Raw genomic sequence first — 26,547 nt, forward strand, 5'->3', positions numbered from 1 at the left:
TTCTGGGTGGGGGGCTTGTTCCCTGGTGGGGGGGGGGGGGGTGGCGGGGGGGGGGGGGGGGGGGGCGGGTTGGGGGTGGGGGGGGGGGGGGCCCGGCGGGGGCGGGGGGGGGCGGGGGGGTGGGCGGGTGCGGGCCCGGGGACCAGGGTGCCGCCATGTCCCCTTCCGCGTCGGCCGGTTCGGGCGGCTCGCCCTCCGCGGACGCCTCCCGGCCGCCGTCCGGGCCGTCGTCCGCGGCACCGTCCGGGTCGCCGTCCGGTGAGCCGTCCGCCTCCCCGGCCGAGGCCGCCGAGCGGCTGGTGTCCGTCACCCGTACCGGGGGGTTCGCGGGCGTGCACGAGAGCGTGCTGGTGAAGGAGGACGGGTCCTACCAGCGGCTCGCCAGGGCCAAGGCCACCGGCGGGGGCCGGATGACGCCCGCCGCGCTCGCCCGCCTGCGGGCCGCCCTCGCGGCGGCCGACTTCCCCCGCCAGGAGCGCGTCCAGTTCCCGGAACAGCCGGTGCGGGACGGGTTCACGTACCAGATCGTGCACGGCGGGTACGAGATCGGCGCCGCCGACCCGCTGTCGCCGTCCCTGACCCGAGTGGTCGAGGCCCTCCCCCCGTTCTCCTGACACCCGCCCCATCGCGCCGGCGCCCCATGCGGCGGCCCCGCCCCCACGTCCCGTCCGCACGCCGCCCGACGCCCCCCGGGGGTCTGCCGGGGGGAGGTCGCCCGAAGCGGTCACCCGGACCCGGTCTCCTCGGCGCCCGCGCGCCGGGGCGCTGCGGCGGGGCGGGCCACCCGGACGCGGTCGCCCGACGGGCCGCTCGGGTGGAGTTGCCGGGCGGGCCGCTCGGGTGGGGTCTCCCGGCGGCGGTCGCCGGGACGGGCTTCCGGGGCGCGGGACCCGCCGCCCGCACGCCGCCCGCTCGGCGCGTGAGGCCCCGGCCGCTGCCCGGATTCCCGGATTCCCGCGTCGGCCCCGTACCCGTGACCCCGCGCCACGGCCCCCGCCCGCGGCCCCGGACCGCCGCGGCGCGGCGCCTCAGGTCGGGGGGAGTCCCGTACCGGTCGCGGAGATCGACCGGAGTCGGAGGTCGAGGTACGACCGGAGGCGCTGCGGCATGTCGGGGAGGGCGGCCGGATCCAGGATCCACTGGATCTGGAGGCCGTCCATCATCGCGAGCAGCTCGCGGCCGACGCCCTCGCAGTCCGTGTCGGGGCGCAGCTCACCGCTCGCGATCCCGGACTCCAGCAGCTCGACGGTGTCGCCGAGCACCCGCGCGTACCGCTGCCTGAAGTAGTCGTGGGCCGGGTGGGCGGGGTCGCCCGACTCCCCCACGAGGTTGTTGAACATCCGGACGATGCCGGGGCGCCGGGTGTTGTCGCCGGCCAGCTCGACCACCCGGAGGAAGTGCTCGGCGACGGAGGCGGGCGGTTCCGTGAACAGCCGCTCGACGTCGTGCTGTTCACTCAGCTCCAGCACGGACAGCAGCAGGTCCTCCTTGCCGCGGAAGTGGTGCAGCAGCCCGCCCTGGGTGATCCCGCAGTCGCTCGCGATGCGCGCCAGGGACGAGGCGTGGAACCCGTAGCGCGCGAAGTGCTCCACCGCGGTGTCGAGGATCTTCCGGCGGCGGGCGTCGCCCACCGCGTAGGTCCCCCGGCCCCCGCCCGCCGCGCCCGCCCCGGCTGGCCGGGCCTTCGCGGCCGGCGTCGCCGTCCGGGCCGTGCGCGGCGTCCGCCCCTTGTCCTGTGCCATGCGCGACACCTTAAGCGGTGCCGGAAACGCCCCTCACCCATACCTATTCACCCGATTCACGGCGTGACTTGGATCACTTTTCCAAAACCTAGCACCTACTCGGTTTTCGCCCTTAGCCTGTGGCCCCGGTCGATCCGCCCGGCCGCTCCGGCACCCCCGGCACCCCCGGCACCCCAGACCGTCCCGGCACCCCCGGTCACCCCGGCACCCTCCGGACCCGGGCCACCCCCGCCGCGTCCGCCGCCTCCGCCACCCCGCCGCGCCCTCACCCCCGCCGCGCCCGCCGCCCCGCCAGCCCAGGAGGTACGCCCATGACCACCCCCGCCCACCGGGACGTCCCCGTCGACCGGCGCGTCGAGGACCTGCCCTCCCGCATGACGCCGGAGACACCGCGGACCCGGGCTTCCCCCACGGCCACGGCCTCCGCCCCTGACCGCCCCAGCCCAGCCCAGCCCAGCCGCAGCGTCCCACCCCACCCACACCTCCCGAAGGGACCGCCATCCCATGCCCACCAGAACCACCGCCCTCACCGCCGCCGCCGCACTGATCGCCGGACTCGGCACCACCGCCTACGCGACCCCGCCCTCCCCCACCCCTCCCGCCCCCGCAGCCGCCCGCCCCCTCGCCGGCATGCGCATCCTGATCTCGAACGACGACTCCATGCAGGCCGCCAAGGCCTCGAACTCCGACGGCCTCGGCCTCTACGAGCTCCGCCGCGCCATCTGCGCCGCGGGCGCGGACGTGGTCGTGATGGCGCCCTGGCAGGTGCAGAGCGGCCGCGGCACCGCCGTCACCAACGGCGGCGTCCTCCACGTCCAGCAGCGCACCGAGCTGCCCGCCGCCTACCGCGGCGACTGCTCGGGCGCCCCCTCGGGCGGCAGGGTCTACGGCGTCTGCCTCGCCGACGGGCCCTGCGGGCCGGACACCCCGAGCGCCACCCCCGCCGACACCGTCAAGCTGGCGCTGCGCGGCGGTCTGGCGGCCAAGGCCGGCTGGACCGAGGGCCCCGACCTCGTCCTGACGGGCATCAACTCGGGCTGGAACGTCAGCGCGTCGGTCAACGACTCCGGCACCGTCGGCGCGGCCGTGGCCGCCATCGACGCGGGCGTCCCGGCCGTGGCCTTCAGCTCCTCCGGCGACCGGGACTTCACCTCCTTCCCCCTGGTCAACTACCGCGCGCACGCCGAGTTCGGCGCCCGCTTCGTGGCGGGACTGAAGGAGAAGGGGCTGCTCACGGACGAGTTCGCGGTCAAGGTCGACTACCCCGATGTCAGCGAGGGGCAGCGGGCCAGGCCGCCGGTGTGGACCCGCGTCGGCGACGGGGCCGTCGCCTTCCACGCGTACGAGCAGCAGGGGGCCGGCGACGCCTTCCGGATCGTGCTCGGGCTGTGCGACGGCACCGGCGAGTGCGCCGAGACCCGGCGGGACGCGGACTCCACCTGGGTGCAGCGCGGCCACATCACCGTCGCGCCGCTCACCTGGGACCGCACCTACGGCACCTCCGTCGAGGGCCGCGGGGAACTGAGGCGCCTGGAGCGGTACGTCGAACGGGACGCCCCGCGCTCCTGACCCGGCCGGGGCACGCACCGCGCCGGTGCCCCCGCCACCCGCACGACGCCACCCGCCACCCCACCACCCGCACGACGCGCCCCCGCCACCCGCCACCCGCGCCCGCGGCCCCGCCGCCGGAACCCCCGGCGGCGGGGCCGCGTTGTGCCTGGTGTGCCTGGTTCCGGCCCGGGAGGACGAGGGAGCCCGCCGGGCCGGTCCGGACGAGGACCCAGCCCACACGGAGGAGCAGACATGACGACGGCGGTGACGCTGGACCGGCGCGAGGGCCCGTACGGGGAGGTCGTCCTGCGCAGACACGACGGCCGGTACGAGATCATCGCGAACGGCTGCTTCCTCATGGACACCTCCGACGGCCGCTCGGAGCGCCTGCTGGTGGACGCCGCCCTGACCGGGCTCGGCCCGTCCGTGACCGACCCCGCGGTGCTGATCGGAGGGCTCGGCGTCGGCTTCTCCCTGGTCCACGCCGCCGGCCAGGAGCGCTGGGGGCGGATCGCCGTCGCCGAGCGGGAGGCCGCGATCATCGACTGGCACCGCGCCGGCCCCCTCGCCGAGCTGACCGCGGGGGCGCTCGCCGACCCCCGTGTCGTGATCCTGCACACGGACCTGGTGGCCCACCTGCACACCTCCGCCGACCGGTACGACGCACTCTGCCTGGACATCGACAACGGGCCGGACTGGACGGTCACCGACGACAACCAGAGCCTCTACGGCCCCGCGGGACTGGCGGCCTGCCGGGCCCGGCTGAACCCCGGGGGGGTACTGGCGGTGTGGTCGGCCCAGCCGTCCCCCGCCTTCGAGGAAGCCTTGCGGAATGCCGGATTCCAGCAGGTACGGACGGAAGAGGTGCCGGTTGCCCGAGGCGTCCCGGACGTGGTGCATCTCGGACGCAACCCCGCATAGCCCCAGGCCGACGGGTCCTCTACGCTGCTCACCGAACACGCCGGATCATTGCTAGGCAACTCCCAGGGGCGGGGCGATGGAACACACACAGACCACCCAGAACGGCGTTGCGGCGACTCCCGGCGCCCAGCGGCGCGTCCTGGTCGTCGAGGACGACCAGACGATCGCCGACGCGATCGCGGCCCGGCTGCGGGCCGAGGGTTTCCAGGTGCAGACGGCCGGTGACGGCCCGGCCGCCGTCACGGCCGCCGAGAGCTGGCAGCCCGACCTGCTGGTCCTCGACGTGATGCTGCCCGGCTTCGACGGGCTGGAGGTCTGCCGCCGCGTGCAGGCCCAGCGCCCGCTGCCGGTCCTCATGCTCACGGCGCGCGACGACGAGACCGACATGCTGGTCGGCCTCGGCGTCGGCGCCGACGACTACATGACCAAGCCGTTCTCCATGCGCGAGCTGGCCGCCCGGGTGCACGTCCTGCTGCGCCGCGTCGAGCGGGCCACGCTGGCCGCCCACACGCCGAGAGGCGGCACGCTCCGCCTGGGCGACCTGGAGATCGACCACGCCCAGCGCCGGGTGCGGGTCTCCGCCGAGGACGTCCACCTCACCCCCACCGAGTTCGACCTGCTGGTCTGCCTGGCCGGCACCCCACGCGCGGTCCTCTCGCGTGAGCAGCTGCTCGCCGAGGTGTGGGACTGGGCCGACGCCTCCGGCACGCGGACCGTGGACAGCCACATCAAGGCCCTGCGCCGGAAGATCGGCGCCGAGCGGATCCGCACGGTGCACGGCGTGGGCTACGCCCTGGAGACCCCGGCGTCATGACGCCCCGGCCCGGGGCGGGGCTCCGCCCCTTCTCGATCAAGACCAAGCTCGGCACCCTCGTGGTCGTCTCGGTCTTCATCACCACGGGCCTGCTGATGGTGGCCCTGCGCACCGAGACCGAGCTGCGGTTCATCACCGTCTTCTCGGTGATCGCCTCGATGCTGATCACCCAGTTCGTGGCGCACGGCCTCACCGCGCCCCTGGACGAGATGAACACGGTCGCCCGGGCCATCTCCCACGGCGACTACACCCGCCGGGTCAGCGGAGCGGGCCGCCGCGACGAGCTGGGCGACCTGGCCGTGACGATCAACAGCATGGCGGACGACCTGGAGGCGGTGGACCGGCACCGCAAGGAGCTGGTCGCGAACGTCTCCCACGAGCTGCGCACCCCGATCGCCGCCCTGCGCGCGGTGCTGGAGAACGTGGTGGACGGCGTCTCCGCGGCCGATCCCGAGACCATGCGGACGGCGCTGAAGCAGACCGAGCGGCTGGGCGGCCTGGTCGAGACCCTGCTGGACCTGTCCCGGCTGGACAACGGGGTCGTCCCGCTGCGGGCCCGCCGCTTCGAGGTGTGGCCGTACCTGTCCGGCGTGCTGAAGGAGGCGGGGCTGGCCGCCGGGCGGCGCGCGCTGGCGTCGGGCTCCGGGAACCACGCGCGGGCCGACGTACACCTGCACCTGGACGTGTTCCCGCCCGAGCTGACCGCGCACGCGGACGCCGAGCGGCTGCACCAGGTGGTGGCGAACCTGGTCGACAACGCGATCAAGCACAGCCCCCCGCACGGCCGGGTCACCGTCCGGGCCCGGCGCGGCGAGCGGCCCGGCAGCCTGACGCTGGAGGTGCTGGACGAGGGCCCCGGCATCCCCGAGTCCGAGCGGCACCGGGTTTTCGAGAGGTTCAACCGGGGCAGCGCCACGGGCAGCGACGGGGGCACGGGGCTGGGTCTGGCGATCGCCCGCTGGGCGGTCGGGCTGCACGGTGGTGACATAGGCGTGGCCGAGAGCTCGCGCGGATGCCGGATCCGGGTCACCCTTCCGGGAGTACCCAAAGCCGCAGGTTGACGTAGGGTTCGAACAGGGAAGCTCATGATCTCGGCCACATCGTGCCGGGGATCAGGTCAAGGGTGCGGCCAGATGGCCGCAACCTCGATCGCGCGTACGCAAACCAGGCTTGTTTCCCGCCATTTCCAGCGGTGAAACCCGCCGTTCGATGTGACTTGCACGACGTAAGTCCCGCCCGGCCTGCATGACCCCGCGGGGGAGGCGTAGCCTTTATTCCCGCTGTCCACCACCTTGTGAAGCGGAAGAGGGCGGTTGCCGCCGTGTCGCCACAGTCCCCGAGTAACCCGAGCACCACGTCCGAACCAGAGGGCGGGAAGAACCCCGCCTCGGGCTTCGGCGCGAATGAGTGGCTCGTCGACGAGATCTACCAGCAGTACCTCCAGGACCCGAATTCGGTCGACCGTGCCTGGTGGGACTTCTTCGCCGATTACAAGCCCGGTGGGGGCGCCTCCGCACAGGCCGCTCCCGCGCAGGCTGCACCCGCCCCCGCTGCGGGCACCGGCTCCACCGGACCGGCCGGCACCGCGCCCCTGGACGGCGCCGCCGCCACGGGGCCGGCCGGCGCCGTGACCACGACGGTGACCTCCCAGGAGCCCGCGTCCGTGCCGGCCCCTGCTTCTGTTTCAGCTCCTGCCTCTGCTCCTGCCACCCCCTCTGGTGCTCCCGCTGTGACTGTCACGTCTCAGGCCCCGGCCGCCGCACCGGCCGCGCCTGCCCAGGCCACCCCTGCTCCCGCCGCCGCCCCGAAGGCCGCGCCCGCCACCGAGGCCCCCGCAGGCCCCGAACTGGTGACGCTCCGCGGCCCGGCCGCGGCCGTGGCGAAGAACATGAACGCCTCCCTGGAGGTGCCGACGGCCACGTCCGTCCGCGCCGTCCCGGTCAAGCTGCTGTTCGACAACCGGATCGTCATCAACAACCACCTCAAGCGCGCCCGGGGCGGGAAGATCTCCTTCACGCACCTGATCGGCTACGCGATGGTGCAGGCGATCAAGGCCATGCCGTCGATGAACTACTCCTTCCAGGAGAAGGACGGCAAGCCGACCCTGGTCAAGCCGGAGCACGTGAACTTCGGCCTGGCGATCGACCTGGTGAAGCCGAACGGCGACCGCCAGCTCGTCGTCGCCGGCATCAAGAAGGCCGAGACCCTGAACTTCTTCGAGTTCTGGCAGGCCTACGAGGACATCGTCCGCCGCGCCCGCGTCGGCAAGCTGACGATGGACGACTTCACCGGCGTGACGGTCTCCCTGACCAACCCCGGCGGCCTCGGCACCGTCCACTCCGTGCCCCGCCTGATGCCCGGTCAGTCGGTCATCATGGGCGTCGGCTCCATGGACTACCCCGCCGAGTTCCAGGGCACCTCCCAGGACACCCTGAACAAGCTGGGCATCTCCAAGGTCATGACCCTGACCTCGACCTACGACCACCGGGTCATCCAGGGCGCGGCCTCCGGCGAGTTCCTCCGCATCGTCGCCAACCTCCTGCTCGGCGAGGACGGCTTCTACGACGGCATCTTCGAGTCGCTGCGCATCCCGTACGAGCCGGTCCGCTGGCTCCGGGACATCGACGCCTCGCACGACGACGACGTCACGAAGGCCGCCCGCGTCTTCGAGCTGATCCACTCCTACCGGGTCCGCGGCCACGTCATGGCCGACACCGACCCGCTGGAGTACAAGCAGCGCAAGCACCCCGACCTGGACATCACCGAGCACGGCCTCACCCTGTGGGACCTGGAGCGCGAGTTCGCGGTCGGCGGCTTCGCCGGCAAGTCGATGATGAAGCTGCGCGACATCCTCGGCGTGCTGCGCGACTCGTACTGCCGCACCACCGGCGTCGAGTTCATGCACATCCAGGACCCCAAGCAGCGCAAGTGGATCCAGGACCGCATCGAGCGCCCGCACACCAAGCCGGAGCGCGAGGAGCAGCTGCGCATCCTGCGCCGCCTGAACGCCGCCGAGGCCTTCGAGACCTTCCTGCAGACGAAGTACGTCGGCCAGAAGCGCTTCTCCCTGGAGGGCGGCGAGTCCGTCATCCCGCTGCTGGACGCGGTCATCGACTCCGCGGCCGAGGCCCGCCTCGACGAGGTCGCCATCGGCATGGCCCACCGCGGCCGCCTGAACGTGCTGGCGAACATCGTCGGCAAGTCGTACGCGCAGATCTTCCGCGAGTTCGAGGGCAACCTCGACCCGAAGTCGATGCACGGCTCCGGCGACGTGAAGTACCACCTGGGCGCCGAGGGCACCTTCACGGGCCTCGACGGCGAGCAGATCAAGGTCTCGCTGGTCGCCAACCCCTCCCACCTGGAGGCCGTCGACCCGGTCCTGGAGGGTGTCGTCCGCGCCAAGCAGGACGTCATCGGCAAGGCCGGCACGGACTTCACCGTCCTGCCCGTCGCCCTGCACGGCGACGCCGCGTTCGCGGGCCAGGGCGTGGTCGCCGAGACGCTGAACATGTCGCAGCTGCGCGGCTACCGCACCGGCGGCACGGTCCACATCGTCATCAACAACCAGGTCGGCTTCACCGCCGCCCCGACGTCCTCGCGCTCCTCGATGTACGCCACCGACGTGGCCCGCATGATCGAGGCGCCGATCTTCCACGTCAACGGCGACGACCCGGAGGCCGTGGTCCGCGTCGCGCGGCTCGCCTTCGAGTTCCGCCAGGCGTTCAACAAGGACGTCGTCATCGACCTCATCTGCTACCGCCGCCGCGGTCACAACGAGGCCGACAACCCGTCCTTCACGCAGCCGCTGATGTACGACCTGATCGACAAGAAGCGCTCGGTGCGCAAGCTCTACACCGAGTCCCTGATCGGTCGCGGCGACATCACGCTGGAAGAGGCCGAGCAGGCGCTCCAGGACTTCCAGGGCCAGCTGGAGAAGGTGTTCGCGGAGGTCCGCGAGGCCGCCGCCAACCCGGCCGTCGCAGCGCCGCTGCCGGTCACCCAGCCGGAGTTCCCGACCGCGGTGCCCACCGCGATCTCCCAGGAGGTCGTGAAGCGGATCGCGGAGTCGCAGGTCAACATCCCGGACCGGATCACCGTCCACCCGCGTCTGCTGCCGCAGATCCAGCGCCGTGCGGCCATGATCGACGAGGGCACGATCGACTGGGCGATGGGCGAGACGCTGGCCTTCGGTTCGCTGCTGCTGGAGGGCACCCCGGTCCGGCTGTCCGGCCAGGACTCCCGCCGCGGCACCTTCGGCCAGCGCCACGCGGTGCTGGTGGACCGGGAGACCGGCGAGGACTACACCCCGCTGCTCTACCTCTCCGAGGACCAGGCGCGGTACAACGTCTACGACTCGCTGCTCTCCGAGTACGCGGCCATGGGCTTCGAGTACGGCTACTCGCTGGCCCGCCCCGAGGCGCTGGTCCTCTGGGAGGCGCAGTTCGGTGACTTCGTCAACGGCGCGCAGACCGTCGTGGACGAGTTCATCTCCTCGGCCGAGCAGAAGTGGGGCCAGACCTCCGGCGTCACGCTGCTCCTGCCGCACGGCTACGAGGGCCAGGGCCCGGACCACTCGTCCGCCCGCCCGGAGCGCTTCCTCCAGCTCTGCGCGCAGAACAACATGACGGTCGCGATGCCGACCCTGCCGTCGAACTACTTCCACCTGCTGCGCTGGCAGGTGCACAACCCGCACCACAAGCCGCTCATCGTCTTCACCCCGAAGTCGATGCTGCGTCTGAAGGCCGCGGCGTCGAAGGCGGAGGAGTTCACCTCGGGTTCGTTCCGTCCGGTCATCGGCGACTCCTCGGTGGACCCGAACGCGGTCCGCAAGGTCGTCTTCACCTCCGGCAAGGTCTACTACGACCTGGAGGCCGAGCGGCAGAAGCGCGGCGTCACGGACACCGCGATCATCCGCCTCGAGCGCCTGTACCCGCTGCCGGGTGCGGAGCTCCAGGCCGAGATCGCGAAGTACCCGAACGCCGAGAAGTACATCTGGGCGCAGGAGGAGCCGGCGAACCAGGGTGCGTGGCCGTTCATCGCGCTGAACCTGATCGACCACCTCGACCTGGCGGTCGGCGCGGACATCCCGGCCGGCGAGCGGCTGCGGCGCGTCTCGCGTCCGCACTCCTCGTCCCCGGCCGTCGGTTCCGCCAAGCGTCACCAGGCGGAGCAGGCGCAGCTGGTCGCCGAGGTCTTCGAGGCCTAGGCAGTACGTGCGGAAGGCCCGGTCCCCCGAGGGGGCCGGGCCTTCCGGCGTTTCCGGACCGGGCCGGAGGGGGGCCGGCCTACGGCTGCGGTTCGAAGTCCCAGTACGGACGCACCCGCTGGCGGGCGGAGACGGTGTGGACGTGCTGGGTGCCCAGCGTCCGCGTCAGCATCCGCAGCGCGTCGTCCTCGTGCTTGCCGGCCTCCTCCATGCGGCCGAGCAGGCGCAGGTCGGCGGCGAGGGCGATCTGGGCGCTGAGCACCATGGGGTGTTCGCTGCCGAGTACGGATTCGGCGGTGCGCAGGGTGTCGCGGCTGAGGTCGAGGGCGTCCTCCAGGCGGCCGGTGATGTTGCGGCAGCCGGCGGCGTTGATGGCGCAGCCCAGGGTCCACGGGTGGCGTTCGCCGAGGGCGCCCCGCATGCCGACGAGGGCCTGTTCGCTGAGGCTGAGGGCCTCTTCGCGCTCGCCCTGGGCGCGCAGCACGAGTCCGAGGTTGCCGACGGTGCCGATGCTGAACGGGTGGGCGAGGCCGAGTTGGCTCTGGTAGCCGCGTACGACGTCCTCGGAGATCCGCCGGGCCTCCTCGACGTCCCCGTACTCGCGCAGGTAGGTGGCGTAGTCGGAGGCGACCATCAGGGTCCACGGGTAGTCGGAGCCGAACACCCGGGTGGAGCGTTCGAGGACGCTCCTGAGGCGGGCCCCGGCCCCGGCGATGTCGCCGGAACGGCGCAGGCACAGGCCGAGGTTGTGCTCGGCGCGCAGGGTCTGGGGGTGGTTGGAGCCGAGGACCTGGACGTTGAGGCGCAGTCCCTGTTCCAGGCGGCTGAGGGCCTCGCGGTAGCGCCCGGTGAGGCGCAGGTTCATGGCGCAGGCGATGCCGGAGCTGAGGGTGGCGATGTGCCGTGGCTTCAGGACGCGTTCGCGGCGGCGCAGGGTGTCGAGGTCGAGGTCGTAGGCCTCCTGGTAGCGGCCCAGGAGGCGCAGGGCGGAGGCCAGGTTGCTCTGTTCGTTGAGGGTGGTGGAGTCGTCCTCGCCGAGGAGTTCGCGGTAGGTGTCGAGGATGCCGGCGAAGAGTTCGCGGGCCTTCTCGTACCGGGCCATGCGCAGCATCACGGCACCGTGGGAGCTGAGGGCGCGCAGGGTCTCCAGGTCGCGGTCGCCGCGTTCGGCGGTGAGGTGCTCGACGCGGGCGCGGCTGAGGGCCTCGGCCCGCTTGACGTGGCCGAGCATGCGCAGGGCGCCGCCGTAGTGGTAGCTGAGTTCGCGGACCTGGTCGTGTTCGTCGCCGAGCATCGCCCGCCAGACGCCGTCGGCGAGTTCGGACAGGCGCAGGCAGGTGCGGTACTCGCCGGCGAGGAGCAGGTAGCGCAGGCAGTGCAGGAAGAAGGTCTGGATCCGCGGGTTGGTGCTGCTGATGACGCCGGAGGGTTCGAGGTGCGGGATGAGTTCGGCGTACCGGGGCCAGCGGCGGGAGTCGGAGGGCCGGCCGGGGTCGGCGGCGGCCAGCACCTGGCGCACGGCGCGGGAGAGGGGTACGGACTCCTCCTCGCCGAGGTTCTCGCGGACGATCGTGTGGACCATGCGGTGCAGCTGGACGCTCTCCAGGCCGCCGCCGCCCTCGTCGACGGCGAGGTCGGAGTATTCGAGGCGGACCACGGAGAACTGCACGAGCTTGTTGAGGGCGGCGTTCCAGCGGATCTGGTCGTTGATGAGGCCGGAGAGCTCTTCGGGGACGTCGTCGGCGGTGAACTCGCGCAGCAGGCGCAGGGGCACCGGGCCGGGGGCGAAGAAGACGAAGAGCCGGAGCAGGGCGAGGGCGTCCGGGTAGTTCTCGCGGACGTTGTTGAGGAGTATGGCCAGCGCCGTGGGGAACGGCAGCGGGTAGTCCTCGGAGAGGGTGACGGCCTCGGGCGAGTCCAGGCGCCGCTGGAGGAGGGTGAGGTAGTCCCCGACGGTGAGCGGTGAGGCGGCGAGCCAGCCGGCGGTCTGGTCGAGGGCGAGGGGGTAGTCCTCCAGGGCCTCGGCGAGCTGGTCGGCCTCGTCCGGGCTGAGGCGCTGGGCGCGGCGGCGGATGAAGGTGATGGACTCGGGCCGGGCGTAGAGGGGGACCTCGACGAGGCTGGTGTGCCGGGCGGCCCAGTCGCGGTTGCGCGAGGTGATGATGACGTGGCCGGGGCCGCTGGGCAGCAGGTCGGTGAGGTCGTCGGGGTTGTCGCAGCCGTCGAAGACGATGAGCCAGCGGCCGTACGGGCTGCCGCGGCGGAGTGCTTCGAGGGTGGCGCGGATCTGCTCGCCGTAGCTGCCGGTGCCGAGCGGCAGGTCGAGGGCGGGGGCGAGGTCGGCGAGGCGTTCGCGGAGGGTGGGGCGGTCCTCGGCGGGGACCCACCAGACGATGTCGTACTCGGAGGCGAAGCGGTAGGCGTACTCGGTGGCGACCTGGGTCTTGCCGACGCCGGAGAGGCCGAGGAGGGTGACGGCGGCGGCGCCGGACGGGGCCTGGACGAGGGCGTTGCGGAGGTTGCCGATGACGTCGTTGCGGCCGGTGAAGCGGGGGTTGCGGCGCGGGACGCGGCCCCAGACCTCGGGCGGGTCGTTGGGGAAGCGGGGGCCGCGGCGGCCGGACTCGGTGCCGATGCGGTCGGTCGGCAGGTCGAGGCGGCGCAGGACGCGGTACTCGGCCTCGTAGGCGTCGATGCCCCAGAGTTCGACGTGTTCGAGGGCCGCGGTGGCGGCGGGGAGCTGGGCGTCGGTGAGGCTGACGGCGGCGAAGCGGTCGGGGTGGTTGCCGGTGACGGTGCGCAGGGCGGCGTTCCACTCCTCGACGGTGTGGGTGCCGACGGAGAAGTAGCGCTCGCTGAGCACGATCAGGACGCGGCCGCTGGCGCGGGCGAGGTCTTCGAGGGCCTCGGTGAGTCCGGGGCTGCGCTGCGGGTCCCAGCGCTGGAGGGTCGCGCGGTGGCCGTGTTCCTCCAGCCGGTGGGCGATCCACGCGGCCCAGGGGCGGTTGAAGCCCGCGAAGCTGATGACGAAGTGCTGGGGTGCGCCTTCGCGGTCCTGCCGACTACCAGTCATGCGACCGTCTCCAAGTGGGGTTCCCCCGGACGGTGGTGCGGGGGAGGGGCCTGGACGGGGGGAAAGATACCGCAGGTCACGGGAGGTCAACCCGGTGTGACGGCGGCGAGTTGGGGGTGGGCGTCCGCCCACCCCCGTCGCTCGCGGGCGAGGGCGGCGCGGGCTGTGGCGTACTGGTCGCCCGGGGGCGGCAGCTCGTCCATGGCGGCCTCGGCCTCGGCCATGGCGCGGGTGAACTCGCGTCCGGCGGGCGTGAGTTGCGGGGAGCGCTGGAGTCCGGGGAGGACTGCGGCCACCTGGGCGCGGTGGCGGGCGTGGGCGGCCCAGGCGCCGCGGGCGCCGTAGAGGGCGGCGCGCTGCCAGTAGCGGGCCAGGGCCAGGTGGGCGTACGTGCCGTGCAGAAGTCCCTCGAACGGGCGGGGATCGCTGCGCCAGGGGGCCCAGTGGCGGGGGGTGCGGTCGGCGGTGTGCAGGGTGACCAGGTCGCCGAGGGCGGTGAGTTTCCCGTGCTGGAGTTCGTGGACCAGCGTGGCGGCGAGGGCGGGCGGCGACTGGACCCGGACGAGGACGGTGCCGGGCGCGGCGGGCAGGGTGGCGCCGCTGGAGCGGGAGGCGCCGGCGAGCGGCACGATCGAGCGGAGCAGTCCGGCGGCCTCGGCGGCCCGGGCGGGGTCGTACCGGTCGAGGAGGGTGAGGGCGGCGGACCACTGGGTGTCCCAGCGGCGGTGGCCGCGGGGGGTGAGCCGGCGGGCGGGCTGGGTGGCGTGGTGCCCGGCGGGCGCCCGGTACGGGTCGAGGTCGTCCAGGACGGTCCGGCCGCCCGGCAGTGCGTGCAGGGGCAGGGCGGCGGGGTCCTGCGGGTCCCAGGAGCGTTCGGTGAGGGCGAGGGTGCCGGGGCGGGGCGGGCGCAGGAGGCCGAGGGTGGGCAGGGCGAGGCGGCCCTGGACGGGGCGCAGGGCGGTCTTGAAGGAGACGCCGGCGCGCAGGGCGGCGGCCACGGCGAGGGCGCCGAGGTGGCCGAGGTCGGGCGGGGGCGCGTCGCCCTCGGGGGCGTGCAGGCGGCGCAGGGTCTCCTCGGCCCAGACGCCGGTGGAGGGGTAGTGCAGGACGTCGTGGACGGCCGTGGGGTCGTGGCGTTCGGCCTCTTCGAGGAGGGCCCAGTGGTCGGCCGCCTCGGGCCCGGGCGCGGCGTCGAGCACGGCGCGCAGCAGCAGGAGGCGCTTGCTGTGGCGGGCGTGGCGCAGCAGCCGGGCGCCCTCGGCGGAGGGTTCGGTGCTGGCCAGTTCGCGCAGGACGGGGCCGTCGGCGCTGAGGGGTGCGGGCAGGGACGTGCCGGTCACGAGGCGAGCTCCTGGGCGGGTTCCGCGGTGGCGGCCGCGTGGAGGGCGCCGGCGATGTGCCGGATGAGGACCTGGAGGTCGGCGCAGTACACCGAGGGGTGCCGGAAGCCGGCGCGGGCGCGGTAGCGGTGCGGGTAGAGGCCGCCGCCGCAGACGGCGAGGAGTTCGCAGCCGCGGCACTCGGGGGCGAGTGCGGCGCTGCCGAGCTGGCGGGCGGCGAGGCCGGGGTGGTCGAGGAGGTCGTCGAAGCTGTGGGTGTCGAGCCGCATGCCGGTGTCGGCGGCGCCCTCGTAGGCCGATTTGAGGGTGTCGGCCTGTTCGAGGCTGCCGTCGGTCTCGATGACCGCGGTGGCGGCGGGTGCGAGACCGAGGGCCTCGCTGGCGCTGGGCAGGCCGAGCAGCAGGGCGATGACCTCCTCGAAGAGCCGGACGCGGGTGCGCCGTACCTCGCCCTGCCACCACTGGTCGAAGACGGCCGTGAGCCAGTCGCCGTACGGGGTGCGGCCGGGGGCGGCGCCCGGGGGCGGGGTGCTCCAGTTGGCCAGGGGCAGCAGCAGGCCGATGGCGGGCGGGCCGAAGGCGAGCAGGGAGCGGTACGTCTCCACCGGGTCCTGGCGCAGGTCGACGACGCAGAGCAGTCCGGCGTAGCTCTCGGGGTGCCGGGCCAGCAGGCGCAGGCCCCGGGCGACGGCGGCGAAGGCGGGCCGGCCGGAGTGGTCGACGCGGCGGGCGTTGTGGCCGGGCAGGCCGCCGTCGAGGCTGACGCCGACCCGGATCCCGGCGGCGGCGAGGGCGTCGAGGCGGCGGGGGGTGAGGAGGGTGGCGTTGGTCTGCACGGTGGCGGTGAGCCGGGTCCCGGGGTCGAGGGCGGCGCGCACCCGGTCGACGGGGCCGGTGAGTTCGGCGGCGGGGGCGAGGAGGGGTTCGCCGCCGTGCAGGACGAGGTCCACGCGGGTGAGGCGGTGGGCGCGGGCGTGCTCGGCGATCCGGCGGGCGGCGAGGTCCTGGACGGCGGGGGCCATCACGGCGGGCCGGGCGCGCCAGGACTGGTCGGCCATCGTGTAGACGTAGCAGTAGGTGCAGGCGAGGTTGCACCGGCTGTGGGTCTTGAGGACGAACTGCCGCAGGGGGTGGGGCCGGTGGCCGGCCGCCCGCAGGGCGGGGACGTCGAGCCGCGCATAGGGCCACGCGGCGTGCCGCCGATGCACGTCGCCCACCCCCACGCCACGAGCACTGGTTCCCGCCGCGCCGCCACCGTCCGGGACCGCGCCCGTCACCGCACCGCCCGCAGTCTCCGTCACCGCACCGCCCGCGGCCGCCCCGCCCCCGGCCCGCGCCACCACGCCGCCACCGGCCCGCCCAGCGGCGCCCGGGGCCCGGCCGGCCGGCTCCGCCGTGGCCCGCACACCGCGGCCACCTCCCGCGAGCCCCTCCACGACCCCTCGCACCCCCGCCCCGCCGCCACCGCGCCAGGAGGCGCCGGCCGGCTCGCCCGCCGGGGCGTCCTCGTCCGGGCCTGCTTGCGCGGGGGGCCCGGGGGGCCTGCCGGTCGGGGGTGTGGCCGTCCCGGCGGGGGCGGGGGGCCGAGGGGGGCCGGCGGCGGGGGGTGTCGCCGGGGCGGCGTCCGGCCGCGCGCCGCGGCCCGCTTCCGCGCTGGTCCTCATCGGCTGTCCCTCCCCCCGCGGACGTTCCATCCCTGCCCTGCGCCCCCGGCCCCCTAACGGCGGAAAGCGGTCAACTGCCCCCGGGTCAGGAGGCCTTCTGGTCGTAGTCGCAGAGCACCTCGGCGGGGTGGCTGACCCGCTCCACCATGCCCTCGATCACCTCCGCCAGGACCGCGTGGTCGATGCCGCGCAGCGTGGCCAGATCCAGCCCGGAGAGATCGGGCAGCAGCCCGCGGCCCGCTCGCCCGGCCGGTTCATGACGGGTTGTCACCATCAGCTCCTTCTCCCCCTGTTGAATCGACCGTCTGTACGGTCCAGTCCACTTTCCCAAGCTCCGGCCCCCGGAAACAGCGGCGCTCAGGAGGCGGTTCCCAGCGCACGGACCCGCGCACGGACCGCCGCCCGGCGCTCCGCGTCCGGCCTCGTCGCGGTGCCGGCCGGGTCGAGCCGCTGCCACAGCTCCAGCGCCGCGCGGTACGCGTCGAGCGCGGCCCGGGGCCGGCCGAGCCGCTCCAGGACCTCCCCGCGCAGCTCCTGCACGCGCGCCGCGAGGGCCTGGGCGGTGCCGCGGCGCTCACCCGGGCCGGTCTCCAGGGCGGCGCGCCAGGCCCGGCGGTACGAGTCGGCGGCCCGCTCCAGGCGGTCCGCGGACCGGGTGTGGGCGTGGATCTCCTGCTGGAGGTCGCCGTGCTCGCGCCAGGCCCCCGCCTCCTCCAGGGGGCTCCGGCTCTGCCGTACGGCCAGCTCCAGCAGGTATTCGGCCTCCCGCAGGTCGACCAGGTCCCCCTCGTACGCGTGGCGCAGCCGCAGGCCCGCGGCCAGCCGCGACAGCCGCCGGGCGGCGCGGGCGTCGGACTGGGGCACGGCGGCGCGGCTCTCGCGCAGCACCCGTACGGCGGCGGAGACGAACCGGCGCCCGTCCGCGGCCCGGGCCCGCTCCAGCAGCACGTCGCCCCATTCGGGCAGCAGCTCGCCGTACGCCTCGGCGTCCCGCGGGATCAGCCTGCGGGCCCTGGCGTACGCGTCGGCCGCCTCCTCCAGCGCCCCGGGCACCCCGTCCCTCGCGTACCGGGCCCGGTGCACCCGCGCCAGGCACACCAGCCCGGCCAGCCGCAGCTCCGGCTCGCCCTCCGCCTCGTCCAGCGCCTCGGCCAGCAGCCCGGGGGCTTCGTCGAGCCGCCCGGGCAGGTGCCTCAGGACGGTGGCCAGGTCGAGCCGGGCCCGCGCCCGCTCCAGCCGCTCCGCCGCCCCCGGACCACCCTCCCGCCCGGCCCCGGGGTCACCGCCCCGGCCGGGCACCGCTCCGGGCAGCGCCGCGAGCCCCGCCTCCAGCCGCACCGCGGCCCGGCCGGCCAGCTCCTCCCGCTCGGCGTCGTCCCCGGCACGGTCGGCGAGCCCGAGCAGCACCCGCCCCAGCACCAGGTCGAGCCCCGCGTCGGGCCCACCGCCCAGGGCCCGCTCCGCCCGCTCGTACTCCTCCAGCGCGGCCTGCGCCTCCCGCAGGGCCTCCGGGTCGTCCCGCAGCCCGCCCAGCCGGCCCAGCGCCTCGGCCCGCCGCAGCACGCAGTCCCGCCGCAGCTCCCGCTCGACGCCCGGCACCGCGCCGACGGCCGCGAACTCCCGGTCGGCGGCGGCCAGCAGCTCCGCGGCGGCCCCGGGGTCCCCGGCCGCCCCGGCGGCGGGGTCGGTGGCCCGCTCGTACAGCACCCGGCCCAGCACCGCCCGCGCCCGGACCATGCCGGGCAGGTGGGCCACGGTACGGGTGACCCGCTCGGCCTCGGCGAGGAGTTCGGGGTCGCGCTGGGCGCCCCACAGGGTCAGCAGCGCGCCGGCCAGTTCCGTCTCGGCCTCCCCCGCGGTGTTCCCGGGCCCGGGCGGCACGGCGGTGGCCCGCCGCAGCACCGTCACGGCCTGGTGCAGGGCGTTGCGGCTGCCGTCCCGGTGGAACACGGCGAGCCGGTCCCGGGCGATGGCCAGCGCCTCCTCCCGGGTCGGGGCGGGGGTGTGCCGGTCCTCGGCCCCCTCGGCCACGGCCGGCGGCTGCGGCACGTACCGGCGCACCACCTTCGCGGACACCTGGGCGAAGGCCTGCGGGAGCCGGGCGGCGGGCAGCCGGGGCGGCTCGGTCCCGCCGTCCGGAGCGGCCGCGGGCACCGGCACCCCGGTCAGCTCGGCGACGGCCAGCGCGGGGAAGTTGCGGACGCCCCGGCCGAAGTGCTGGAGCACGTACTCGGAGCAGTGCTTGAGGACGAGGGCGGCCTCGTCCCGGCCCAGCGGGCCCAGCAGCACGTCCTGGACGCCCTCGACGAACTCGTACCACTCCCCCGGCACCGGACCGCTGCGCCGCAGCAGCCCGCTGAGCAGCACCTCGGCCAGGTCGGAGGGCTCGGAGTCGGGCAGCATCGTGCGCTGGACCAGCCGCATGACCGGCAGGTTCAGGGGAGCGGCGGACAGGTAGACGGCCAGCCGCACGGCCCGGGGCGCGGCCGACGAGCGGAACCGGCGGACCAACTCGCGGGGCGGCCGGGCGGCCCGGGGCGGCGGCAGCGGCACACCCGGGTGGTCGGCCAGGACCCGTCCCACCTCGGCCGGCACCTCGCCCGCGCCGAGCCCCGCGACGAGCCGGGCCCAGGCGCCCAGCGCCGGCGCGCTGGGCGGCAGCACGGGCACGGCCAGGCCGCCGGTGGGACGGCCGTGCGGCGTGGGCCGGTCGGGCACGAAGGACAGCGGGCCCGCCGGGTCCTCGGTACGGGCGAGCCGGCCCCGCTCGGTGGGCAGCCAGGTGCGGCTCCACAGGCGCTGGGGCAGCGGCTGGACGATGACGGACGGCGTGCACTCGGTCCACCGGTGCAGCAGGCGCTGCGCCTCGCCCTCCCGCCACACGGGCCCGGCGCAGTCGCTGACCAGCATGGTGAGGCCGCGCCCGGTGGGGTCGCGCAGCCGGTCCCCCGACCAGACCCGGGTGCCGGGTCCGGGCGCGCGGCCGACGGCGGCGGTGCCCTCGGGCAGCCGGTGCAGGTAATGGACCTGTACGTCGCGGAAGGCGCCCAGCCGCTCGCAGACCGCCCGCAGGTCGTCGAACATGTCCCGCCAGACGGCCATGGACGGGGAGGCGTCCATGACCAGCCGCAGCGTGGTCTCCCGTCGGGTCTCGGGCCGCATCACGGGGATGGCCAGGCCCAGGGCGCGGGCGCTGGCCTCGGCGGTGGCCTCCTCGTCGAGCACCAGGCGGACGGGCGGGGCGGGGGGCCTGCGGCGCTGCAGGGAGCGCAGGGCCCGCTGGATGTCCTGGATGCGGGGCAGGGCCCCGGCCGCGGGAACCCGTACGGGGACGGCGGTCCGCGGCACGACCGGTGCCCCGGACGGCACCGGGGCGGGCACGGAGCGGTCCTCCGGATACAGGGTGACGACCCCGTCCGCCCCGGGCACCGGCGGCGTCACGGGCGGCCTGGCGGGCACCGGGACGGCGTCCTCCCGCCCGGACTCCCCCGGCTCGGCTCCGGGGCCGCCCTCACCGGCCGGCGGGACGTCCCCGGCGGGCCGGCCGGTCCGCCGGGCCGCCAGCCAGAGGGCGTCGGCGAGTTCCTCCGCCGACGGGTCGAGCCCGGCGGCGCGCAGCAGCCGGGCGAGCCTGCGGAGTTCGGGCGCCGGGTCGGCGGACGCGGTCACGGGGGGTCACCTCGAACGGTCGAGGCGCTGGATGAGCAGGTCGGCGAGGTCCTCCCGGGTGGGCGGGGCGGCGTGGTGGGTGAGGTAGATCGCGTTCAGCAGCTGGTCGGCGGCGACCAGTTCGGTCTGGGCGCGGCCGAGGAACTCCCGGATCAGGTCCGCGCCGAGCCGGGCGGCCTCCTCACCGAGGTGGGCCGTGACCATGGTGGCCAGCCGCTTCTCGCCGGGCGGGCCGAGCTTGAGCTGGATGCAGCGGCGCAGCAGGGCGGCGGGGAACTCCCGCTCGCCGTTGCTGGTCAGGATGATGAACGGGAAGGCCCGGCAGCGGACCCGGCCGTCCCGGACGGTGACCTTGGCACCGTCGTCGGTCAGCACCTGCACCTCGGGCTCGATGTCGGCCACCCGCTCCAGCTCGGGTATCGCGAACTCCCCTTCCTCCAGGACGTTGAGGAGGTCGTTCGGCAGGTCGATGTCGCTCTTGTCCAGCTCGTCGATGAGCAGCACGCGCGGCCGCTCGGTGGGCAGCAGGGCCGTCCCGAGGGGCCCGAGCCGGATGTACCTGCCGATCCCCGGCGCACCGCCGAGCTGTACGTCCTGGAGCCGCGCGATGGCGTCGTACCGGTACAGCCCCTCCTGGAGCACGGTCCGCGACACCACGGGCCAGCGCAGCACCCGGCCGAGCTTCAGCTCGTGGGCGACCGCGTGGGCGAGCGTCGACTTGCCGGTACCGGGATGCCCGGTGACGAGCAACGGCCGCCGCAGGTAGAGAGCAGCGTTGATGGCCTCCAACTCCTCCGGCTCGGGCCGGTGCAACTCGGCGGCGTGCCGGTGCGCCCCGAGCCGCCGCGTGGCGGCCGTCGCGGACTCCTCGGAACCGGGCCCCGCCTCGACGGGAGGCCCCCCGTCGAAGTCCCGCCAGGGCGGCGGCGGTGGCAGTTCGTCGATCCGGTCGTGCGGCTCGCCGACTCCGCGGTAGATGAGCCATTCCTCACTCACGTGCGCCTCCTGACGCCGTCACCGTGTAGCCCCCGCATCTGCCCCCGCCAGGCCCCGAAACACACCCACCCCGCCGGATACCGCCTCCCCAACCCCACTCCCCCGCACGACCCTTGGCCGCCCAGGTGGGTCGTGTGGTGTGTGGGGCAGGTGCTCGACCCGTCGTGGCAGGCCGGCCCGGGGGCAGGCACGGGCCTGGGGCAGCCGAAAGCCAAGGCGAAGCGCTCCAGCCCCCCGCCGGGGCAATACCGGCGTGGCCGCGCCCACTCCACCCCCGCACAACCCTTGGCCGCCCAGGTGGGTCGTGTGGTGTGTGGGGCAGGTGCTTGAGGCGTCGTGGCAGGCTGGACCGGAGGCAGGCCCGGGCCTGGGGTGGCCGAAGGCCAGGGCGAAGCCCCAAAGCCCCAGGGGTGGGCCTGCCGCTGGGCCTGCAGGCCACGACGGGTCAAGCACCGAGGGGACCCACACACCACACGACCCACCCGCCGAAGCTCCGGGGGGCGGCGGCACCGGCACATCGGCTGAGCCCGCCAGGGAACCCACGGCATCCCGAACCCAGAACCAGTTCTGGCCGCTCACAAGTCCCCCTGCAACGGCTCGTCATCCGGCAGCGGGCGCGCCGGGTCGTCCCAGACCAGCCCCATCCCCGTGGCCCAGTACGCGTCAGGGTCCCGCCCGTGGGCCCGCACCCGCAGCGCCTGCAACCGCAGGGGCAGCGTGTCGCCGCGCACCGCCTCGGCCAGCTCCTCGCGCACCCCGCGGTGGAAGGGCGCGCACGAGGCCCCGCCGGCCGGCGGGCGCCGGCACAGCAGCACCCCGTACCCGGCACGCTGCACGGCGTGCAGGGAACCCATCCGGCAGTGCACGGCCACCGTGTGCTCGGGCAGGGCGGTCAGCCAGCCGAAGGGCGGAGTACGCGCCCGCCCGCCCCGGCAGTCCGCACGCCCCTCCTGCACCGGACCGGCCATCACCCGGGCCCACCGCTCGGCCCGCCGCCGAAACGCATCGCCGACCTCCCCCAGCCCCTCACCCGCCCCAAACCCAGCCCCAAACCCAGCCCCAACCCCAAACCCAGCCCCGGCCCCAGCCCCAGCCCCAGCCCCAGCCCCAAACCCATTCCCAGCCCCAACCTCAGACACAACCCCCAGCCCACCCCCACCCCCACCCCCACCCGGATACCGGAACACCACCGGCCGCTGCACCCCCAGCGGCACCCCGCCGGACACCGTCCACTCGTCGACGTCCAGGGTGAACAGCTCCGGCGCCACGGCCACCTCCAGGAGCGCGGCCGCGTCGGCGGTGTCACACCGCCGGAAGCCCTCCGCGAGCGGCGCCCGCAGCGCGTCCGGCAGACCGCGCAGGGTGGCCCGTACACCCGAGTCGACCGGCGCCACGTGCTCCGGCCCCAGCAGCACCGAGACCCGCCAGTCGTACATGTCCTCCCAGCCGTGCGCCCACGCCTCCAGCAGCACGCTGGGGCCGGCCGGCAGGCCGGTGCCGTACGGAGAGGGCGGGGCGGCACCGGCGGCCGGCACGTGGCCGCGGGCGGGACGGGTGCGCAGCCCGGCCTCGTGGCGGTCGCCGAGTTCCTTCCGCAGCCCGCGCCAGAAGCGGCCGCCGGCGGTCTCGTACACCCAGTCCCACAGGTCCTCGTCGGCACCGGGCGCGACCGGCTCGCGGTGCTCGGCGAGGGACACCTCGGTGGCGTAGCGCAGCATGGCCGCGGCCTCGCCGCCCGCGCCGGGCGGGTCGTAGAGCATGCCCAGGCCGTCCCGCCAGCTCAGCGGCGCCGGGGTCAGGCCGGTCCACTCCTCGCCGCGTACGACGTCGACCAGGCTCTGGACGGCCTCGGAGGAGGCGGGCGGCGGGAGTTCGGCGAGCAGACCGGTCAGCGTGACGCGTTCGGCCGCGGTCAGCCTGGATCCGCCGCCCACGCCACCTCCACCCAGCCCACCCAGCCCGCCCAGCGCACCCCCACCCAGCCCACCCGGACCCGCGCCCACACCCAAACCCGCGCCCAGACCCACACCCAAACCCGCGCCCCCACCTCCACCCCCGCCCTCCATCTGGAGCCTGAGCTGCGCGTCGGTCCAGGTGGGGCGGGTGTTCTGGTCGCTCTGGTGCTGGTCGGAGTGGTACCGGTCATGGGCCCGCATGACCCGGCGGTACAGCCCCATCCGGCTCTTCGCGGACATCGGGAGGGTACGGAGCTGGGTGACGGCGACGGCCAGCCCGCCGCCGAGGTCGTTGCGGCGGGCCTTGACGACGCCGATGACCTCGCCGCGCTCCAGGTCGACCACCGGGCCGCCGGACATCCCCGGTTCGATCTCGTCCTCGGCGCCGAGCCGGAGCAGGGCCCCGCGCCCGGCCTCGCCGCGCAGCCGGGTGGGGCGCCCGGTGATGTCGGGGACGCCGGTGTCGTCCGTGCATCCGAAGTAGGCCACGTCGGCGAAGCGGTTGACCCGGGGCCGGTCGGTGAGCCAGACGCAGGTGTGGTCGACGGGATCGAGGACGCGGACGAGCGCGAGGTCGGGCGCGGGCCACATCCCTGCCGGCCGCCGCTCGCCGGCCGTCTCGGGCAGGACGCACTCGACGCGGCCGGCCACGGTGCCGGTGGCGCCGCCGTCGCCCGAGGCGAAGGTGATGCCGATCTCCCGCCCGACGATCCGCACCGCGCCACCCCCTCCCTCCCCGACGACGTGCGCGCACGTCAGGACCCAGCCGGGGGCGATGAAGAAGCCGCTCCCCCAGGTGTCGTCGGTCCTGGGTTCCCCATACCCGTCGGGCGGGGCGTGGACGCGTACGGTCGCGGCCAGGACCAGGGGATCGAGGATCTCGAAGGCGGCGCGCCCGGAGTCGCCCGTGCGCCCGTACGTCACGCGCGTGCCCCCTCGCCCCGCTCCCCGCCCGTCCCACGTACCTCCGCCGCAGGCCCGTCCACCACAGGCCCGTCCGCCGCGCGCCCCTCCACCGCACCCACAGGCCCGTCCGCCGCACGTCCCTCCACCACACCCGCAGGCCCGTCCGCGGGCTCGTCGGGGCGCCAGGTGAGGGTGATCGTGAGGGCGGCCTTCCCCTCGCCGTCGGCGAGCAGGGAGACGATCTTCCCGCTCTTGACGGTCAGCTCGATGCCGAAGGCGACGCTGACTTCCTGGGGTTCGAGGCCTTCGGTGGCGTGGCGCACGCTGCCGGCGACGCCGCGGATGAGGTCGTCGAGTCCGGCGACCTGGAGGGCCACCCGTTCGGAGAGCCTGCCGGTGTCGGTGTACTTGCCCTGGCCCGGCACCGCGGGCAGCTGGTCGGCGCCGTCGACGCGCACGAACACGGTCCGGCCGTCCAGCTCGATGCTGGTCAGCCCGTCGGACGTTCCCAATTCCCGCCCCCGCCCCCCGTGGACCAACCTGCCTCCGGCCCAAGCGTGTTGAAGCAGTTCAGGCTAGCGCCGCCCGGGGGCGCGCGCGAGGCCACCGGGAAATGCGGATTATCCTGGCCGGGAATGACCCCCACTCGACACGGAGCCTGTTGTGTACTTCACCGATCGCGGCATCGAGGAGCTGGAGAAGCGGCGCGGCGAGGAGGAGATCACCTTCGAGTGGCTCGCCGAACAGCTCCGCACCTTCGTCGACCTCAACCCGGACTTCGAGGTGCCGGTGGAGCGCCTGGCGACCTGGCTGGCCCGCCTGGACGACGAGGACGAGGACGAGTAGCGCGGAACGGCGAGCAGCGCGGAACGAGGGACAGCCCCGACCCGAACGGGGCGCGGGGCACAACCCCGACCCGAACAGGGCGCACCTCAGGGCGCACCTCAGGGCGCACCCCCGGCCCGCATCGCCCGCACCGCCCGCATCGCCCGCACCCCCGCCCCCCAGACACACGAGAGGCCCGGCCGGAGCGTACTCCGGCCGGGCCTTCGCGTGGCGGGTCAGCCGCGGGCCTGGTCAGGCCTGCTTGGTCTCCCAGAAGATGCGGTCGATCTCGGCGATCAGCTCGAGCGCCTTCTCACCGGTCTTCGGGTCGTTCGACGCCTTCGCGGCCGAGAGGGCCTTCAGGGTGTCGTTGACCAGCGTGTGCAGCTGCGGGTACTTCTCGAAGTGCGGGGGCTTGAAGTAGTCGCTCCACAGCACCGAGACGTGGTGCTTCGCGAGCTCCGCGCGCTGCTCCTTGATGACAATGGCGCGGGCGCGGAAGTCGGCGTCCTCGTTGGCCTGGTACTTCTCCTGGACGGCCTTGACCGACTCGGCCTCGATCCGGGCCTGGGCCGGGTCGTAGACACCGCAGGGCAGGTCGCAGTGGGCGCTGACCTTCACCTTGGGGGCAAACAGGCGGGAAAGCATTGAGCTTGTCCTCCTCGTGATCGTCTTCTCAGGTGGGAGATTACTCCGTGAGAAAGCCGATTTCGCGGCCGCCCCCATGGGCTTAGGACAAAAGTCCAGGGTCAGGATGGGACCGGTGAGCGAACGTACGGGATTCGCCGTGGGCGTGCCGGGAGGTGTCACGTGCCGATGGAGTGGCCGAAGGGGTGGCCGCGGGACTGGGTGCCGAGGGACTGGGTGCCGAGGGACTGGATGTCGAGGGAGTGGGTGTCGAAGGTGCCGCTGCGGTTGCCCCTCCGCGTGCCGTTCCGGACCGTGGAGGTGTCCGGACCCTCGATGGTGCCGACCCTGTACGACGGCGACTGGCTGCTCGTGCGGTACGGGGCGGCCGTGCGCCCCGGGCAGGTGGTGATCCTGCGCCACCCCTTCCAGCAGGACCTGCTGGTGGTCAAGCGGGCCGCCGAACGGCGGGACGGCGGCTGGTGGGTGCTGGGCGACAACGCGTTCGCGGGCGGTGACAGCACCGACTACGGCACGGTCCCCGAGGAACTGGTCCTGGCGACCGTGCGGCTGCGCTTCCGCCCGCGGCGGCCCGATCAGACCTCGCTCCCGGCCCGGCTCTCCTGGGCGCTGTCGGCGCTGCGGCCGGTGCTCTCCGACCGCTCGGCCTCCAGGCGCTTGCGGGCGCGGTAGGCGGCGACGTTCGCACGGGTGGCGCAGCGGTCGGAGCAGTAGCGGCGCGACCGGTTGGTCGAGGTGTCGAGGTAGGCGTTGCGGCAGGGCGCGGCCTGGCAGAGACCGAGGCGGTCGGCGCCGTACTCGGTGAGGTGGAAGGCCAGGCCCATGGAGGCGATGGCCGCGTACCCCGCGGTGGCGTTGGAGGGGTGGTCGGCGAGGTGCATGTGCCAGCGCGGCCGGCCCTCCTCGTCGAGGTGGTCGTGCCCGGAGATCTGCGGGCTGACGGGGAACTCCAGCAGCAGCGAGTTGAGCAGGTCCACCGCGAGGGTCTGGTCGCCGGTGTCGGCGGCCTCGAAGATCGCGCGGAGCCGGGCGCGGACCGACCGGAAGCGGGTGACGTCGGCGTCCGTGGCCCGCCGGGCCGCCGGGGAGCTGTCACCGAAGAGGGCGCGGACCGCCTCCACCGAGGTGAGCGTGTCCTTGTTGCGGGCCGGCTCCTCGCTGTTGACCAGGCGCACGGCGTAGTCCGAGTAATAGGCCAGTTCCACTTGTAGTCCTTAACGGCGGCAGTCTAGGTTCA

General features: G+C 74.6%; 19 protein-coding genes. 8 read left to right on the plus strand and 11 right to left on the minus strand.

Features of this window, described 5'->3' with window-relative positions:
* Positions 1–155: 155 nt before the first annotated feature.
* Positions 156–614 carry a hypothetical protein gene (locus ACIQUR_RS12310; protein WP_403662376.1) on the plus strand — a complete coding sequence of 153 codons (459 nt, stop codon included), beginning with the start codon at positions 156–158 and terminating at the stop codon, positions 612–614.
* 414 nt (positions 615–1,028) lie between these two features.
* Here the strand turns inward: ACIQUR_RS12310 and ACIQUR_RS12315 are convergent, their stop codons facing one another.
* A complete protein-coding gene (locus ACIQUR_RS12315; RefSeq protein ID WP_403662379.1) occupies positions 1,029–1,742 on the minus strand; it encodes a TetR/AcrR family transcriptional regulator in 714 nt (237 codons plus the stop codon).
* 504 nt (positions 1,743–2,246) lie between these two features.
* On the opposite strand from ACIQUR_RS12315, the gene surE reads away from it, so the two are divergent.
* The 5 genes from surE to ACIQUR_RS12340 all read left to right on the plus strand — a co-directional run bounded on the left by surE (position 2,247) and on the right by ACIQUR_RS12340 (position 10,234).
* On the plus strand, positions 2,247–3,311 hold the full coding sequence (surE, locus tag ACIQUR_RS12320; RefSeq protein ID WP_403662382.1) for a 5'/3'-nucleotidase SurE: 1,065 nt from the start codon (positions 2,247–2,249) through the stop codon (positions 3,309–3,311).
* A 234-nt stretch (positions 3,312–3,545) separates the two neighbouring features.
* Complete coding sequence (locus ACIQUR_RS12325) at positions 3,546–4,214, plus strand: spermidine synthase (RefSeq protein ID WP_403662385.1); 669 nt, start codon at positions 3,546–3,548, stop codon at positions 4,212–4,214.
* Between the two features lie 76 nt (positions 4,215–4,290).
* The gene (locus tag ACIQUR_RS12330) at positions 4,291–5,028 is read left to right on the plus strand and encodes a response regulator transcription factor (protein ID WP_403662388.1); all 738 of its coding nucleotides are present in this window, start codon (positions 4,291–4,293) and stop codon (positions 5,026–5,028) included.
* Entirely contained in the window at positions 5,025–6,089 is a 1,065-nt protein-coding gene (locus ACIQUR_RS12335; RefSeq protein WP_403662391.1) for an ATP-binding protein, read from the plus strand. Before ACIQUR_RS12330 ends, ACIQUR_RS12335 begins: the two co-directional genes overlap by 4 nt.
* Positions 6,090–6,349: 260 nt before the next feature.
* Positions 6,350–10,234, plus strand: coding sequence for a multifunctional oxoglutarate decarboxylase/oxoglutarate dehydrogenase thiamine pyrophosphate-binding subunit/dihydrolipoyllysine-residue succinyltransferase subunit (locus ACIQUR_RS12340; protein WP_403662394.1), 3,885 nt, complete (start codon positions 6,350–6,352; stop codon positions 10,232–10,234).
* Between the two features lie 79 nt (positions 10,235–10,313).
* On the opposite strand, the gene fxsT is transcribed toward ACIQUR_RS12340, so the two are convergent.
* The 8 genes from fxsT to ACIQUR_RS12380 form a co-directional block, all read right to left on the minus strand.
* Positions 10,314–13,307 (minus strand): FxSxx-COOH system tetratricopeptide repeat protein, encoded by a 2,994-nt coding sequence (fxsT, locus tag ACIQUR_RS12345; RefSeq protein WP_403662396.1) that lies wholly within the window; start codon positions 13,305–13,307, stop codon positions 10,314–10,316.
* Positions 13,308–13,393: 86 nt separating this feature from the next.
* A complete protein-coding gene (locus tag ACIQUR_RS12350; RefSeq protein WP_403662399.1) occupies positions 13,394–14,647 on the minus strand; it encodes an HEXXH motif domain-containing protein in 1,254 nt (417 codons plus the stop codon).
* The gene (locus ACIQUR_RS12355; protein ID WP_403662402.1) at positions 14,644–15,855 is read right to left on the minus strand and encodes an FxsB family cyclophane-forming radical SAM/SPASM peptide maturase; all 1,212 of its coding nucleotides are present in this window, start codon (positions 15,853–15,855) and stop codon (positions 14,644–14,646) included. The genes ACIQUR_RS12350 and ACIQUR_RS12355 overlap by 4 nt, the downstream gene beginning before the upstream one ends.
* Before the next feature lie 541 nt (positions 15,856–16,396).
* Positions 16,397–16,585, minus strand: coding sequence for an FxSxx-COOH cyclophane-containing RiPP peptide (gene fxsA, locus ACIQUR_RS12360; RefSeq protein WP_403662405.1), 189 nt, complete (start codon positions 16,583–16,585; stop codon positions 16,397–16,399).
* 83 nt (positions 16,586–16,668) lie between these two features.
* Positions 16,669–19,980: an SAV_2336 N-terminal domain-related protein gene (locus tag ACIQUR_RS12365; RefSeq protein ID WP_403662409.1), complete on the minus strand. Its 3,312-nt coding sequence runs from the start codon at positions 19,978–19,980 to the stop codon at positions 16,669–16,671.
* A gap of 6 nt (positions 19,981–19,986) precedes the next feature.
* Positions 19,987–20,976 (minus strand): AAA family ATPase, encoded by a 990-nt coding sequence (locus ACIQUR_RS12370; protein ID WP_403662412.1) that lies wholly within the window; start codon positions 20,974–20,976, stop codon positions 19,987–19,989.
* A gap of 575 nt (positions 20,977–21,551) precedes the next feature.
* Positions 21,552–23,855: a trypsin-like peptidase domain-containing protein gene (locus tag ACIQUR_RS12375; RefSeq protein WP_403662415.1), complete on the minus strand. Its 2,304-nt coding sequence runs from the start codon at positions 23,853–23,855 to the stop codon at positions 21,552–21,554.
* Positions 23,852–24,349, minus strand: coding sequence for a CU044_2847 family protein (locus tag ACIQUR_RS12380; RefSeq protein WP_403662418.1), 498 nt, complete (start codon positions 24,347–24,349; stop codon positions 23,852–23,854). The genes ACIQUR_RS12375 and ACIQUR_RS12380 overlap by 4 nt, the downstream gene beginning before the upstream one ends.
* Before the next feature lie 151 nt (positions 24,350–24,500).
* Here ACIQUR_RS12380 and ACIQUR_RS12385 point away from each other — a divergent pair, with 151 nt between their 5' ends.
* The gene (locus ACIQUR_RS12385) at positions 24,501–24,683 is read left to right on the plus strand and encodes a DUF6104 family protein (protein ID WP_014176503.1); all 183 of its coding nucleotides are present in this window, start codon (positions 24,501–24,503) and stop codon (positions 24,681–24,683) included.
* 231 nt (positions 24,684–24,914) lie between these two features.
* On the opposite strand, the gene sodN is transcribed toward ACIQUR_RS12385, so the two are convergent.
* Entirely contained in the window at positions 24,915–25,310 is a 396-nt protein-coding gene (gene sodN / locus ACIQUR_RS12390; RefSeq protein WP_030209807.1) for a superoxide dismutase, Ni, read from the minus strand.
* Between the two features lie 231 nt (positions 25,311–25,541).
* On the opposite strand from sodN, the gene sodX reads away from it, so the two are divergent.
* Complete coding sequence (gene sodX, locus ACIQUR_RS12395) at positions 25,542–25,982, plus strand: nickel-type superoxide dismutase maturation protease (RefSeq protein WP_403662702.1); 441 nt, start codon at positions 25,542–25,544, stop codon at positions 25,980–25,982.
* On the opposite strand, the gene ACIQUR_RS12400 is transcribed toward sodX, so the two are convergent.
* Positions 25,886–26,515 (minus strand): CGNR zinc finger domain-containing protein, encoded by a 630-nt coding sequence (locus ACIQUR_RS12400; RefSeq protein ID WP_403662422.1) that lies wholly within the window; start codon positions 26,513–26,515, stop codon positions 25,886–25,888. The genes sodX and ACIQUR_RS12400 overlap by 97 nt on opposite strands.
* Positions 26,516–26,547 lie beyond the last annotated feature (32 nt).

It is taken from the genome of Streptomyces sp. NPDC101132 (genome assembly GCF_044759225.1).
Lineage (GTDB): Bacteria > Actinomycetota > Actinomycetes > Streptomycetales > Streptomycetaceae > Streptomyces.

Coding starts and splice junctions, on each gene's coding strand:
- sodX (WP_403662702.1), top strand. CDS start 25,542: ATGTCGAGGGAGTGGGTGTCGAAGGTGCCGCTGCGGTTGCCCCTCCGC.
- ACIQUR_RS12335 (WP_403662391.1), top strand. CDS start 5,025: ATGACGCCCCGGCCCGGGGCGGGGCTCCGCCCCTTCTCGATCAAGACC.
- ACIQUR_RS12325 (WP_403662385.1), top strand. CDS start 3,546: ATGACGACGGCGGTGACGCTGGACCGGCGCGAGGGCCCGTACGGGGAG.
- ACIQUR_RS12315 (WP_403662379.1), bottom strand. CDS start 1,742: ATGGCACAGGACAAGGGGCGGACGCCGCGCACGGCCCGGACGGCGACG.
- surE (WP_403662382.1), top strand. CDS start 2,247: ATGCCCACCAGAACCACCGCCCTCACCGCCGCCGCCGCACTGATCGCC.
- fxsA (WP_403662405.1), bottom strand. CDS start 16,585: ATGGTGACAACCCGTCATGAACCGGCCGGGCGAGCGGGCCGCGGGCTG.
- ACIQUR_RS12310 (WP_403662376.1), top strand. CDS start 156: ATGTCCCCTTCCGCGTCGGCCGGTTCGGGCGGCTCGCCCTCCGCGGAC.
- ACIQUR_RS12330 (WP_403662388.1), top strand. CDS start 4,291: ATGGAACACACACAGACCACCCAGAACGGCGTTGCGGCGACTCCCGGC.
- fxsT (WP_403662396.1), bottom strand. CDS start 13,307: ATGACTGGTAGTCGGCAGGACCGCGAAGGCGCACCCCAGCACTTCGTC.
- sodN (WP_030209807.1), bottom strand. CDS start 25,310: ATGCTTTCCCGCCTGTTTGCCCCCAAGGTGAAGGTCAGCGCCCACTGC.